This window comes from Acinetobacter sp. L-24 (assembly GCF_056857555.1).
Genome location: NZ_JBSXNI010000021.1, coordinates 1 through 12,757, shown reverse-complemented (window position 1 = coordinate 12,757; position 12,757 = coordinate 1). Strand labels below are relative to the sequence as shown.

Sequence of the window (12,757 nt, the reverse complement as noted above, 5' to 3'; positions counted from 1 at the left end):
GCTATCAATTTAAGCTGGATAGTATTGCGCAATTTCCTGACTGATCATTGCGGCCGTTGCAGCTGATAAAGTCCACCCCAGATGACCATGTCCGGTATTGTAAAAGACCCGCTCATGTTTGCCACGGCGTACCACAGGCATCATATTTGGCATCATGGGGCGTAAGCCTGCCCACGGAACAACATGCTCAGTACACAGGTCAAAATTACGATTGGTCCAGTCAATTAAAGGTTGAATTCGGTCAGCACGAATATCCCGGTTATAGCCATTAAACTCGGCTGTTCCTGCAACACGCAAACGATCCTTGCCTAGGCGTGACAAGACAATTTTCGCACTTTCATCTAGCAGACTGACCCAAGGTGCGTTGTTCTGGCTCTGCTCATCATTCAGTTGCACGGTAATCGAGTAGCCTTTGACTGGATAAACATTGACTCGTTCACCAAGTATTTCAGCCAATTGATAGCTGCCAACCCCTGCACAGACCACAATGGCATCTGCATTAATTTCCAGAACATCCTCTGGAGAGGAATGGACATTTTCAGTACTAGGTTTGCATTTAACCCGAATATTCTGAGCCTGATGATCAACAACAAAAACATCTTGACCAAACTCAAATTTCACGCCTTTTTGCATACAGGCTTTGGCCAAACCGGTACTAAATTTATGAATATCCCCGGTGGCATCGCTCTGACAGTAAAATCCTGCATAATAATCGCCAGTTAATGCAGGTTCGATCTGCTTGATTTCTGCATTGGAAATGGCATTGCGCTCCAGACCACCGCTACACAACAGATCATTGACTTTGATCGCAACATCATAATCTGTCTTGTTATGATAAAAATGTAAAATTCCACGTTTTTCTAAATTGAAATCAATATTTTCTGTTTCGGCAATTTCAAATAAGCGTGCTCTTGCCAGTAAAGCCAGCCGTACAGTCTCTCGGGTATTGGCTTCATAATGTTTGATATTGCCTAGAAATTCCATGAGCCAGCTGTATTTATGCACACTGAAAGAAGGATTGAGCAAAAGTGGTGCGGTTTTTTGTGACATCCATTTGATGCCTTTGAGTACCGTGGCTTTCTGGTTCCATACTTCGGCATTACAGGCAGAAAGCTGGCCGCCATTGGCAAAGGATGTTTCCATTGCCGGATAAAGATGCCGATCAACCACAGTCACTTGATAGCCTGATTGTGCCAGCTCATAAGCTGTGGTTACTCCGGTAATACCGGCCCCAATCACCACGACATGACGCATAGACACCTCCTTGATTATATTGATGTCTTTTCCCATCTGTCATGTGTACCTGAGAGCTTCGGTAGATACATTGCACATCAATGCGGCCACCTTCCCCTTCGGTGAGTGATTGAACACTTCTCTCCAGAGTTTTTATCCATTATCACAGTCCTTTTGCCTGAGAGTTTCCTGGGAACTTGCTCCTTCGGCGAATGCAGAAGCATTTCTCTCCTGCAATAATGTTTTATTATCATGAGCAATTTATATACCATTTTTAGGAAAAACACAGTTTTTATTTATGTTAATTCACGTGAATTTATCTGTGATTCTTTTTAATTAAGAGCATACATGGGTGATGGAGGATATTGCCTAGATATCAAATTTTTAGATTTTGCTGTCCTAAGTAAAATGAGCAAGTTCTATCCTTTATAAAATTCCAGAACTTATTTAATTTTGGCGCTTAAATAGAACTCAACATTTGCTTAGGCTATTTTAATAATTCAAAGTATATGTCATCCAAAGCAAAATTTAGACTTTTATCATTTATTCTAGAATTTTAGATAATCCAAGAAAGCATCAGTACTAAGCTTCCTGCTGCGACCACTGTTTGTACACTGATAATACTAGCCATTAACTCACTATCGCCACCATACACCCGGGTTAAGACATACGAAGCTGAGGCGGTAGGAAGTGCAAAGAACAAGACCAATACCTGAGTAGTTAATGCATCAATCTGGAAAATTTTACACACTAAAAATGCAATCAGCGGCATTCCGAACAGGCGACCAAAGGTTATCAGGCTGAGTGGCAATACATCACGCTGAAAACCCTGAAACTGTAAGGCTGCTCCCACACACATCAAACCGAGCGGCAAACTGCACAGTGCAATCTGTTTAAGGAACTGCTCTGCTCCAGTCCAGAGTGACAAACCAGAAAGATTAAATAAACCACCCACAATACAGCCTAGAATTAATGGATTTTTAGACAAATCCAGGATGATTTTTTTCAGCTGCATATCGTGACTACGGGTAAATGCCAGCACCGATAAGATATTCACCAAAGGAATACACAGCACCATGATCACCGCGAAGATGGTCATACCTTGCTGATGAAATAAGGCACTAACAGCAGCAAGGCCAATATAGGTATTAAAGCGCAGCAAGCCCTGAACATAGACGCCGAAACGCGCATAAGATATCTGGTAAATATGACGCAAAATATACAGTGCAATACTGACCACAGCCATTATACTAAATACGACAAGCACTACATCCTGAATGACATCCATTTGAATCTTGGCAGTGGCCAGATTTAAAAACAGCATCACCGGAAACAGTGCATAATAATTTAACTTTTCTGCGCCTCGCCAAAAATCATCACTCAACCATTGCCTGCGCTTAAGTAAATAGCCAAAGCTGATCAGTCCGATGAGAGGAAATAAAGAAGTTAAAATAATATGCAGCATATGACATCCTGGTCTGTTTTCTGCCTAATCTTAAGTCACTTAGACTGAACAGAAAACTTAGCATGTTCAGGAGCTTTCCCACTACTCAATTTAAGCAGTAAAAAGCTTGAATTTTCATCAACTAATCATATTGATTTGCTGATTTTTTCTAAAATCAGCAAATGTAACGGAATCAACGGTTCTCCGACATTTTGACCCAGTGGATATGCTTCAATCTTTTCAGTCAGCTGATAGCCATGGCGCTGATAATATGCCAACAGTTCAGTACGAACATTTAACACTGACATCTGAATCACGTTCTTCTTAAATATTTCGAAAATATGGGATTCGGCAAAGTCCAATAATTGCTTGCCATAACCCGAGTTTTGCTCAGCAGGTGCAACAGCAAAGCTTCCAATCTCTGCTACTTGCTGCCCTAAGCTCACGCCAATACAACCAAGAAGCTTATTATCAATTTCCAACACAAACAGCTGAAAATTTTCTAAATTGAGCAAGTCATATAACTGTTTTTCTTGAATACGATCACCTTGGATCATTCCTGCTTCAGTCGTCCATCCACCCGGAGTACGATAAGCTGTATTAATCAGTATGGTAAGTTGCTGAATATCAGCCTTGCTTGCCAATCGTATATTTTTATAGTGATTCATTTTATAAATAAAAAAGTCAGACCGAAGTCTGACTTTAAAACAATTTCACTTTAAAGTTAAAGCAAATTATTTAGGTTCAATCGGTGCAAATGGCGCAACAACATCGGCATTTTGCGCACGGTGACGCATGAAATGATCCATGAGCACAATCGCCAGCATCGCTTCAGCAATCGGGGTTGCACGCACGCCCACGCAAGGATCATGACGGCCTTTGGTCAGTACATCAGTATCTTCACGCTCAATATTGATGGTTTTACCCGGCGTGGTAATAGACGCAGTTGGCTTCAAGGCAATCGCAACACGAATGTCCTGACCGCTAGAAATACCACCTAGAATACCGCCAGCATGATTGGCCAGGAAGCCTTCTGTGGTGAGTTCATCACGGCTTTCATGACCAAACTGTTCAGCGACGCCAAAGCCATCACCGATTTCTACACCTTTAACGGCATTAATCGACATCATGGCATGGGCAATATCTGCATCTAAACGGTCAAATACAGGCTCGCCCCAACCCACAGGTACTTTAGATGCAATGATCTCGAGTTTAGCGCCACAACTGGTGCCTTGCTCACGCAAAGACGTGACCAGCGCTTCAAAACGTGGTACTGCATCCACGTCACCACAGAAAAACGGATTGTTTGGAACTTCATTCCAGTCCAGTTTTTCTGCTTTTTCTGTACCGATTTGGGTTACATGACCACGAATCTCAATGCCAAATTTCTCAAAAAGGAATTTCTTGGCAATGGCACCCGCTGCAACACGCATTGCCGTTTCACGCGCACTTGAACGGCCGCCACCACGATAATCACGGAAACCATACTTTTGGGTATAGGTATAGTCAGCATGACCCGGGCGGAAAGTTTGTGCGATATTGCCGTAGTCTTTCGATTTTTGATCCGTATTACGAATTAACAAACCAATTGAAGTACCCGTGGTTTTACCCTCAAACACACCGGAAATAATTTCTACTTCATCGGGTTCTTTACGCTGGGTTGCAAATTTCGATGTACCCGGCTTACGGCGGTCCAGATCCTTTTGCAAATCAGCTTCAGTCAGCTCAATGCCGGGTGGAACCCCATCGATGATGGCCATCAGGCCAACACCATGAGATTCACCACAAGTCGTTACACGGAACAGTTGCCCTATACTATTACCTGCCATGTCAAACGACTCCTTATGCAATAGACTGAATAAATAAATCACGGTAGGTACGGCATTGCTCTGCAGTCAATGCAAAGATACCAGTACCACCTTTCTGGAATTGCAACCAGTAGAAATCAACCGAATTAAAGTTTTGGCGCATCGCCCATTCTGAGTTACCCACTTCGATCACGATCAGGCCATTCTCAGTCAGATAATCTGCTGCTTGAGCCAGCATTTTACGCACCAGATCCAGACCGTCCTGACCTGCAGCAAGTGCAAGCTCAGGCTCATGATGGAATTCCTCAGGCAAATCAGCCATATCTTCCGCATCGACATACGGCGGATTAGATACGATTAAATCGTATTGGTTTTCAGCTGGAATTTTTTCAAACAGATCTGATTCAAGTAAAGCGATCTGATATTGCTTGTCATGATGCTCAGTATTGATTTGCGCAACTTCCAAGGCTTCTTTCGAAATATCAGTCGCATCTACTTCCGCTTCAGGGAAAGCATAAGCCAAGGCAATTGCGATACAGCCGGAACCGGTACACATATCTAGAATGCGTTGTGGTATCTTCGGATTCGGGTTTTCCGGCAAGTTATTAACCGCTTCACCCATTTGACCATGTTCACCCAGGCAATACGGGGCAAAACGGTTCTGAATCAGTTCAGCAATCGGTGAACGTGGAATCAGCACACGCTCATCGACATAGTAGGGTTTGCCGTCAAAGTAAGCCAGATTCAATAAATATGAAGTTGGAACTTTTTCATTAATACGGCGTTCCAGCAGACTTAAAAATTCGGCTTTTTCACTTGGCAATAATTTGGCATCTAGAATTTCAGCGTCCGCTTTCCATTCTAGTGACAGGGTTTGCAACACTAGCGCTGAACTTTCAGCAAAATAATCTTCTGTGCCTTGGCCCAAATGTGCATCGTATTGACGTAATGCTGTCACACCAAAACGAATAAAATCACGAATGGTGGTTAAATTTTCAGCGGCTTCCTGCATATGTTCAGGGCTAATAGTCGGTCGATCCACTTAAGGCGTCTCCAAGGTCATTTTTTTAAACGCCTTATGATACCTTGTTTTGCCTGCTTTTATAATGCTAAAAGCATGAAAAACACGAATTCTCTACGCTCACAAAAATTATAAAACTCCTGTTTTTGTGAGCGATTATGCAGATAAATGTTTACTTTATTCAGAGGTGTTTTTGTTAAATATCCATGTTAATGGTATGACGACTTATCGAAAACCGGACGCATAAGAACGGGATTGATAAAGATTGGCCTGATCCATAATCAAAGCCAGCATACATTGCCCTTGTTGCTGTTTGGCATATTTTCCTGACATTCTAAAATTACATTGCTGGGCCAGTTTACGCTCCCACAATACATGCTGACTGCGAATGGCGGCGGTTTGATTCGGATTCAATTTAAGATAAGTTTTATAGTTTTTCTTCAGACGTTTATTGTGAACTTTCAGCTCTTTTTCCAGGCATTTTTCCGCTTTAGGTGTATTACCATAACTAAAATTCATGCACTGTGTATATTCCTTGGAATACCCAATAGCAGCCTGCGTCTGAACCGCAGTACCCGCAAAAATTGCAACTAAAAACCATGCAAGACGCATAACTTCCCCTTGACCGAAACCGGTACAATCCCAATAAATGTTTTAACAATCAATATTGTTTAATTATCCACTGATATTAACGCAGTCCGGACAAAAATCCTATGCCTTTCTCGGACTGAAAGATTAAACAGTTGCACAATTGAAAATTGGCCCATGACCCACATATAATCCGCATTCAATCTTCAAACGAGCCCAGATCCATGAGCTATAAGCACAATAATCTTATGGCGATGCGCCAGAATTACTGGAATGATCAAGCCTCCAGTCAGGTGCAGCAAGAAAAGGTATTTTTGCAGTCGACCTTAATGCAACATGGCGTATTTACCGATGCGACATTGGACGATGCTAAATATCTGTTTTTTGGCTTGCCAAGTATTGTGATTGTAAAAGGCTATGCTTTGGGCTTCATGCATGACAGCGTACAGCGCCTGATTCATCAACATATTCAAACAAATAAACAACAGTTACAACAACGATCTGAATTAAAAATCCAATTTCAAATGGCATAATGCCCTGTCTAAACTGATACAAGTTGGTGAATAAATGAAAGCTTGCCTAGCTTTTGCTATAAATTCAGCGGCTTAAACTTTTTTAATACGTGCAGAAACGCTACTATCCCTTACAATGATTTATTCTGCTTCATGCTGATGATGAAAGGATCGAGTTTACATGTCAGATCAGAACGATAAGCTTAAACAACTGAAAACCTCCTCTATGGATCGACGCTTATCGATCGCAAAGGCATCCTTGCTGGCAGGCACGCGTTGGGCGGCTTCTAGTGCAAGCTCCATGTTCTCAAGCGAAGAAGAAAAAGAAAAGAAACGTAAAAAAGCCATGAAAGAACAGGCCGATTATCTGGTAGCGGAAATTGGCAAGCTGAAAGGGTCTATCGTTAAAATTGGCCAGATGATGGCGCTGTACGGTGAGCATTTTCTGCCAGAAGAAGTCACTCAGGCTCTAAATACCCTGAACAATCAGACGGTGGCATTGGCATGGCCAGCCATCAAGACCCAGTTACAGCAACAACTTGGTTCTAAACTCGACGATCTCACCATTGATCATGAACCTTTGGGCACAGCTTCTTTGGCACAGGTACATCGCGCTACCCGAAAATCTGACGGCATGGAACTGGTGTTAAAAATTCAATACCCAGGTGTGGCAGAAGCCATTGATTCGGATATGAGCCTGTTTAAAAATATGCTGAAATTGACCCGTATCGTGCCGCAGACCCGAGAATTCGACCAGTGGTTCGATGAAGTCCGTGAGATGATGCACCGTGAAGTAAATTATCAGATTGAAGCAGATACCACGCGTCGTTTTGCTGCACGTTTAAAAGATGATCCGCGCTATATCGTCCCGACCATTATTAATGAATATTGCTCTGATCGTGTGCTATGCATGACTTTTGAACGTGGTGTGCCGATCAATAGCCCGGTAATGTTATCCCTGCCCCAAGAACGCCGCAACCAGTTAGGGGAAGCCTCTCTGGAAATTGCAGTACGTGAAATTTTCGAATGGGGCGAGATGCAAACCGATCCGAACTTTGGTAATTATCTGGTTCGTCTGGGCAATGGTGCAGATGTGCACGACAAGATCATTCTGCTCGACTTTGGCGCGATCCGCCAGTTTGACCAGCATCTGCTCAGTGTTGCGCGTAACCTGATCCAGGCAGGCTATCATCATGACTCGGATATGATGGTCAAGGCGATGACTGGTTATGAGTTTTTTGATTCGATTCCGCAAAGCATCAAACCGGATATGGCCAAAGTCTTTTTACTGGCCACCGAAGCGTTTAGTTCACCGCTAAATAATCAAGAATTGCCAGCTGGCATCATGGATGAACATAATCGCTATGACTGGAAAAAAAGCCAGCTGCATAGCCGTGTGATGCAACAGGCATCGAGATCTATGGCTTCACGTTATTTCAGTGTTCCACCCAAAGAATTTATGTTTATTAGCCGTAAATTTATTGGTGCCTATACCTTTATGACCGTGATTGATGCCAAAACCAATGTGCGTGCCATGATTAAACATCATCTCTCTTAAAATAAACCAATATCAAAAAGACCCGGATAATTTTGTCATTCGGGTCAATTTTTAGACATATTCGATTTTTTATATTTTTATCTTTCTTTTAATTTTCATTGATTTATTCACCCCTTCCTTCAATCCCCTAAACCTAAAAATTGTCAATTAATCTTGTCACCTACGACATAGTTTTATATCTGAGCACATGTCAGTATTAAAAAAATAACGTGACAACACCTTTAGGATAATCAGAATGAATAATATGGTGAATAAAGCCCAAGGATTTGGCTTATCCCTACTGACAAAAATCGCGGGCAGCGAAGTATTAGATCAATTAAAACTGCGTAAATTTGTAGAAAAATCACTTTATCAAAGTTCAAAAGCAGGATTCAAAACCCTGAGTCAAACCCAGAAAATCCTGAAATCTGGCCAGAAGATTCAAAAACAGCGTCTGCCGCATCAGTCCAAATCCTTATTTGATCTGAACCTGACTGAAGAACAGCAAATGACCTGTAATGCCATGCAGCAATTTGCCCAAGAGGTGCTATATCCCTTGGCGCATGATGCAGATCAGCATGAATTATTTCCCCATGAACTCTGGCAATACAGCACTGATTTAGGTCTGAATTTCTATGCCCTGCCTGAAGCATTGGGGGGCGTTGCATCAGAACAGGATATTGTCAGCAATATTTTAATCGCTCAACATTTGGCTCAGGGTGATTTCAGTCTGACGGCTGGCTTACTTTCGACTTTTAGTGTCATTAACGCCATTACCCGCTGGGGCTCAGAGCAGATTCAGGCAGAATATCTGGGCGCTTTCGCAGAGAATCCTGAGTTAAAGGCCACCTTTGCAGTACAGGAAAAAACAGCAGCGTTTAACCCAGAGCAACTTAAAACCAAGGCTGTTGCACATCAGGGACATTATCTAATTCTGGGTGAAAAGACCTTAGTGCTCTTGGGAGAAAGTGCCGATCTGTATCTGGTCAGTGCTGATCTGGATGGCAGAGCTGAGGTCTTTGTGGTGCAACGCGACAGTACCATCACTGCGAAAAAATCGCCGGCTATGGGTTTAAAGGCCACTGAAAGCGTTACGCTCAAATTTGAAAATACTCCAGCTCAACGTCTGGGAGATAAAGATTTTGATTATGCAGCTTTTGTTGATCTGGGTAATTTAATGTGGTGTGCGATGGCAGTGGGCACCTGTGAAGCAGTCAAAAAATACTGTGTGCAATATGCCAATGACCGTATTGCCTTTAGCGAACCAATTTCTCATCGTCAGAGTGTCGCCTTTATGATTGCTGATATGGCCATTGAAATTGACGCGATGCAAATGCTGATCCTGAATGCCGCCAGTCTGGCTGAATCCGGTCAAGCTTTCCATCGTGAGGCTTATCTAGCGCGTCTGCTCTGCGCAGAAAAATCCATGAAAATAGGCACCGATGGTGTACAGATTTTGGGTGGTCATGGTTTTACCAAAGAACATCCGGTAGAACGCTGGTATAGAGACCTAAGAGCCACTGCCATTCTCCATTCTGGCTTACATGCCTGATCAGAACATAAAGAAGAACAATGATGAATCTACAAACTCCAAAAAAATTTAAGCTTTTGATTGATCAAGCACATGAAGTTGCCCTCAATGTTTTGCGTCCGATTTCACGTAAATATGACAAGGCTGAACATGCTTATCCGATAGAACTAGACATGCTCGCTTCTGTGGTCGACGGTATGAATCATAGTAGCGAAGGCATGAATGCCGGTGCAGCAGTCAATAAACGTGGCGATGCAGATACGACTAATAAAAATGGCATCAATATGTCTACCGCCCTAAGCATTATTGAAATGTGTTATGGCGATACTGGCTTATTACTCTCGATGCCACGCCAAGGATTAGGAAACTCAGCCATTGCAGCTGTTGCCAATGAGGAACAATTGCACCGTTTTCATGGAACTTGGGCCGCCATGGCGATTACCGAGTCAGGTTGCGGTTCAGATTCCGCTGCAATTCGTACCACTGCGACTAAAGACGGTGATGACTATATTCTGAATGGCGAGAAAATTTTTGTGACCTCTGGAGAGCGTGCTGATGCAGTGGTCGTTTGGGCAACTCTGGATAAAAAGCTGGGACGATCAGCTATTAAATCATTTGTGGTGACCAAAGGTACTCCAGGAATGAAGGTCGAACGACTGGAACATAAATTAGGGATTAAATCATCCGATACCGCCACGATCAGCTTGATCAACTGTCGAGTACCTGCTGCAAACTTGCTCGGTCATGCAGAAATCGATGTTGCTAAAGGCTTTGCTGGCGTGATGGAAACCTTTGATAATACTCGCCCGCTGGTCGCCGCCATGGCGATTGGTTGTGCGAAAGCCTCGCTGGAACGCATCAAGGAGATTTTTAAGGATCAGCTGGACTCCACTTATACCACACCGTATTTACAAAGCTCTAATATCGCAGCACAAATCTATCGTATGGAAGCTGAATGGGAAGCAGCACGCTTGCTGATGCTGAAGGCCGCCTGGATGGCCGATAATCACAAACCAAATTCACGTGAAGCCTCTATTGCCAAAGCCAAGGCCGGTCGGATCGGTAATGAAATTACCTTAAAATGTGTCGAACTGGCAGCAGCCATTGGTTATAACGAAACTGAACTTTTGGAAAAATGGGCGCGTGATTCCAAGATTCTGGATATTTTTGAAGGCACCCAGCAAATTCAGCAACTGATTATTGCCCGTCGGGAATTAGGAAAATCATCGAGCGAATTAAAATAATGATTGCTCATTAAATAGCGAATTAAACTTATCTAAATTGAATAAACGATGGCTTTTTTAAGCATTTAGCGTTATAAAAATTCATCGTTTTTTCAAAATAAAATCAGTCCAATATGTACTCTATTCGTCCTATTCAGCCTGAAGATAATGCTCAAATTGCAAGCATTATTCGTGGTGTTTCCCAAGAGTTTGGACTGGCAGCAGAATCTGGTTTTGCCGTAGGTGATTCTATTCTAGATGAACTATATCAAGTTTATCAGCAACCGGAATCAGCTTACTGGGTTGTTGTAGATCAACAAAATAAAATTTACGGTGGTGGTGGAATTGCGCCCTTAAAAGGTGATGCAACTATTTTAGAAATTCAGAAGATGTACTTTTTACCTGAAATCCGTCAGCAGGGTTTTGCCAAGAAAATTTTAGAATTATCCTGTGAATTTGCACAGGCTCATCAGATTAAGTCAGTCTATCTAGAAACAACTAAAGCGCTTTGGCAAGCGGTGAAACTTTATGAAAAATTAGGTTTTCAGCATCTTGATCATCCTCAAGGCAATACCGGACATAGTGAAGCCTGTGAAATCTGGATGCTGAAAAACCTTTCAACTTAGAGATTTTTTAGTAGATAGATAAAATTTGTACATTAATAAAGTGCTTTCATCAGCAGCAAGCTTGACTCTTGTATATAGGCTGCCTAACATCAAAATACGTTTATTCAGGCATGGAATTCACAGTTTGTTTTTTTCTCATCTATTAAATCCAATTAAATCTAAATGTTCACTATTTAATTCTCATTCTTTTAAATTTTCTTCTATTTTATTGGGCACTTTTCTTTTTGCGGGTTGCTCATCCTTGGGCGGAGGCTCGGTAGAAAAACGCGCAGCTAAGCTGTCTAAAGGCATTCAAACTGCTTATTCTACCCCATCCAGTACAGCTAATCGTGTTTCACCTTTAATTGTTCAACATGCACAAAATCAAGGTGTAGATCCGCTCCTAGTGGCGGCTGTGATTCATCAGGAATCTACTTATCGTAGCCAAGCAACTTCGCCAGCAGGTGCGGTAGGCTTGATGCAAGTGATTCCAAGATATTGGCAACAAACCTGCCCTGGTGATTTATACAATGAAAGCAGTAATATCCAATGTGGTACATATATTCTTTCTAAATATAATCAATCATCCGGTGACTGGAAGAAAGCGCTTGCCTATTATAATGTAGGTCCGTCAGGTTATGAAAATAATCGTAAAATGCGTAAACAAGGTAAACGTTATGCCAACCAAGTAAAACAGCATAAAAAAATGCTAAAAGACTCTCTCTAATGACTGAATAAAGAGAATTAATTTAACCATACTTAGGCTATTTTATTTAATATTTGGTAAATAATAATCGCTAATTGTCTCCATTAAAGTTTTTATCATGAAAGTATACCTACAACCTATTAATCTCAGCCATGATATATATATTCAGCTAAAATAGTCTGCAATAAAAAACCAGCGATTCGCTGGTTTTTTATTTTGTAAGGTTTATAAGATCAGCTTGTAAACTCTTATAGCGCTAGTTTTACAGAGATCCCAATAGATCAAACAAATTAACAGGAATTCTCTGTCTCAGAAGAATCTGATCAACTTTGAGATATAGATATGTTAAATATCTTATCTAAAATTCCACGCACAAAAAAATCCCCCTCTGCCTTAGCGGAGGGGGATTTTCGAATAATGAGCTGGCGATGACTTACTCTCACATGGGTAACCCCACACTACCATCAGCGCTAAGAGGTTTCACTTCTGAGTTCGGGAAGGGATCAGGTGGTTCACTCTTGCTATGGTCGCCAGCACAACTGTTTATGA

General features: G+C 42.0%; 12 protein-coding genes, 1 rRNA gene and 1 riboswitch. Of the genes, 6 read left to right on the top strand and 7 right to left on the bottom strand.

Annotated features, from left to right (window positions below; genetic code table 11):
* Nucleotides 1-9: 9 nt before the first annotated feature.
* From AC13CK_RS01195 to AC13CK_RS01170, 6 genes are all read right to left on the bottom strand, one after another.
* Entirely contained in the window at nucleotides 10-1,254 is a 1,245-nt protein-coding gene (locus AC13CK_RS01195) for a D-amino acid dehydrogenase (protein WP_005266264.1), read from the bottom strand.
* A 135-nt stretch (nucleotides 1,255-1,389) separates the two neighbouring features.
* Nucleotides 1,390-1,477, bottom strand: a riboswitch (glycine riboswitch).
* A 312-nt stretch (nucleotides 1,478-1,789) separates the two neighbouring features.
* Nucleotides 1,790-2,698 (bottom strand): AEC family transporter, encoded by a 909-nt coding sequence (locus tag AC13CK_RS01190; protein WP_085064439.1) that lies wholly within the window; start codon nucleotides 2,696-2,698, stop codon nucleotides 1,790-1,792.
* A gap of 125 nt (nucleotides 2,699-2,823) precedes the next feature.
* Complete coding sequence (locus tag AC13CK_RS01185) at nucleotides 2,824-3,345, bottom strand: GNAT family N-acetyltransferase (RefSeq protein WP_425878564.1); 522 nt, start codon at nucleotides 3,343-3,345, stop codon at nucleotides 2,824-2,826.
* A gap of 66 nt (nucleotides 3,346-3,411) precedes the next feature.
* On the bottom strand, nucleotides 3,412-4,506 hold the full coding sequence (aroC, locus tag AC13CK_RS01180; RefSeq protein WP_004280471.1) for a chorismate synthase: 1,095 nt from the start codon (nucleotides 4,504-4,506) through the stop codon (nucleotides 3,412-3,414).
* Nucleotides 4,507-4,519: 13 nt separating this feature from the next.
* Nucleotides 4,520-5,527 (bottom strand): 50S ribosomal protein L3 N(5)-glutamine methyltransferase, encoded by a 1,008-nt coding sequence (prmB, locus tag AC13CK_RS01175; protein WP_313390287.1) that lies wholly within the window; start codon nucleotides 5,525-5,527, stop codon nucleotides 4,520-4,522.
* A 204-nt stretch (nucleotides 5,528-5,731) separates the two neighbouring features.
* Entirely contained in the window at nucleotides 5,732-6,118 is a 387-nt protein-coding gene (locus AC13CK_RS01170; RefSeq protein WP_005100100.1) for a lysozyme inhibitor LprI family protein, read from the bottom strand.
* Nucleotides 6,119-6,318: 200 nt separating this feature from the next.
* On the opposite strand from AC13CK_RS01170, the gene AC13CK_RS01165 reads away from it, so the two are divergent.
* From AC13CK_RS01165 to AC13CK_RS01140, 6 genes are all read left to right on the top strand, one after another.
* Entirely contained in the window at nucleotides 6,319-6,627 is a 309-nt protein-coding gene (locus tag AC13CK_RS01165; protein ID WP_005100098.1) for a hypothetical protein, read from the top strand.
* Between the two features lie 160 nt (nucleotides 6,628-6,787).
* On the top strand, nucleotides 6,788-8,164 hold the full coding sequence (locus AC13CK_RS01160) for an ABC1 kinase family protein (RefSeq protein WP_004647106.1): 1,377 nt from the start codon (nucleotides 6,788-6,790) through the stop codon (nucleotides 8,162-8,164).
* A gap of 244 nt (nucleotides 8,165-8,408) precedes the next feature.
* Nucleotides 8,409-9,695 carry an acyl-CoA dehydrogenase family protein gene (locus tag AC13CK_RS01155; RefSeq protein ID WP_425878600.1) on the top strand — a complete coding sequence of 429 codons (1,287 nt, stop codon included), beginning with the start codon at nucleotides 8,409-8,411 and terminating at the stop codon, nucleotides 9,693-9,695.
* A gap of 23 nt (nucleotides 9,696-9,718) precedes the next feature.
* Nucleotides 9,719-10,918: an acyl-CoA dehydrogenase family protein gene (locus AC13CK_RS01150; RefSeq protein WP_425878602.1), complete on the top strand. Its 1,200-nt coding sequence runs from the start codon at nucleotides 9,719-9,721 to the stop codon at nucleotides 10,916-10,918.
* A 113-nt stretch (nucleotides 10,919-11,031) separates the two neighbouring features.
* Nucleotides 11,032-11,523 carry a GNAT family N-acetyltransferase gene (locus AC13CK_RS01145; RefSeq protein WP_005100090.1) on the top strand — a complete coding sequence of 164 codons (492 nt, stop codon included), beginning with the start codon at nucleotides 11,032-11,034 and terminating at the stop codon, nucleotides 11,521-11,523.
* Nucleotides 11,524-11,647: 124 nt separating this feature from the next.
* Nucleotides 11,648-12,229 (top strand): lytic transglycosylase domain-containing protein, encoded by a 582-nt coding sequence (locus tag AC13CK_RS01140; RefSeq protein ID WP_425878569.1) that lies wholly within the window; start codon nucleotides 11,648-11,650, stop codon nucleotides 12,227-12,229.
* A 399-nt stretch (nucleotides 12,230-12,628) separates the two neighbouring features.
* Here the strand turns inward: AC13CK_RS01140 and rrf are convergent.
* Nucleotides 12,629-12,743: ribosomal RNA gene (gene rrf, locus AC13CK_RS01135) — 5S ribosomal RNA — on the bottom strand.
* Nucleotides 12,744-12,757 lie beyond the last annotated feature (14 nt).

What these genes read in the sequence shown, in the direction of transcription:
- AC13CK_RS01195 (WP_005266264.1), bottom strand. Translation starts at nt 1,254, where the DNA reads ATGCGTCATGTCGTGGTGATTGGGGCCGGTATTACCGGAGTAACCACA.
- AC13CK_RS01190 (WP_085064439.1), bottom strand. Translation starts at nt 2,698, where the DNA reads ATGCTGCATATTATTTTAACTTCTTTATTTCCTCTCATCGGACTGATC.
- AC13CK_RS01185 (WP_425878564.1), bottom strand. Translation starts at nt 3,345, where the DNA reads ATGAATCACTATAAAAATATACGATTGGCAAGCAAGGCTGATATTCAG.
- aroC (WP_004280471.1), bottom strand. Translation starts at nt 4,506, where the DNA reads ATGGCAGGTAATAGTATAGGGCAACTGTTCCGTGTAACGACTTGTGGT.
- AC13CK_RS01170 (WP_005100100.1), bottom strand. Translation starts at nt 6,118, where the DNA reads ATGCGTCTTGCATGGTTTTTAGTTGCAATTTTTGCGGGTACTGCGGTT.
- AC13CK_RS01165 (WP_005100098.1), top strand. Translation starts at nt 6,319, where the DNA reads ATGAGCTATAAGCACAATAATCTTATGGCGATGCGCCAGAATTACTGG.
- AC13CK_RS01160 (WP_004647106.1), top strand. Translation starts at nt 6,788, where the DNA reads ATGTCAGATCAGAACGATAAGCTTAAACAACTGAAAACCTCCTCTATG.
- AC13CK_RS01155 (WP_425878600.1), top strand. Translation starts at nt 8,409, where the DNA reads ATGGTGAATAAAGCCCAAGGATTTGGCTTATCCCTACTGACAAAAATC.
- AC13CK_RS01150 (WP_425878602.1), top strand. Translation starts at nt 9,719, where the DNA reads ATGAATCTACAAACTCCAAAAAAATTTAAGCTTTTGATTGATCAAGCA.
- AC13CK_RS01145 (WP_005100090.1), top strand. Translation starts at nt 11,032, where the DNA reads ATGTACTCTATTCGTCCTATTCAGCCTGAAGATAATGCTCAAATTGCA.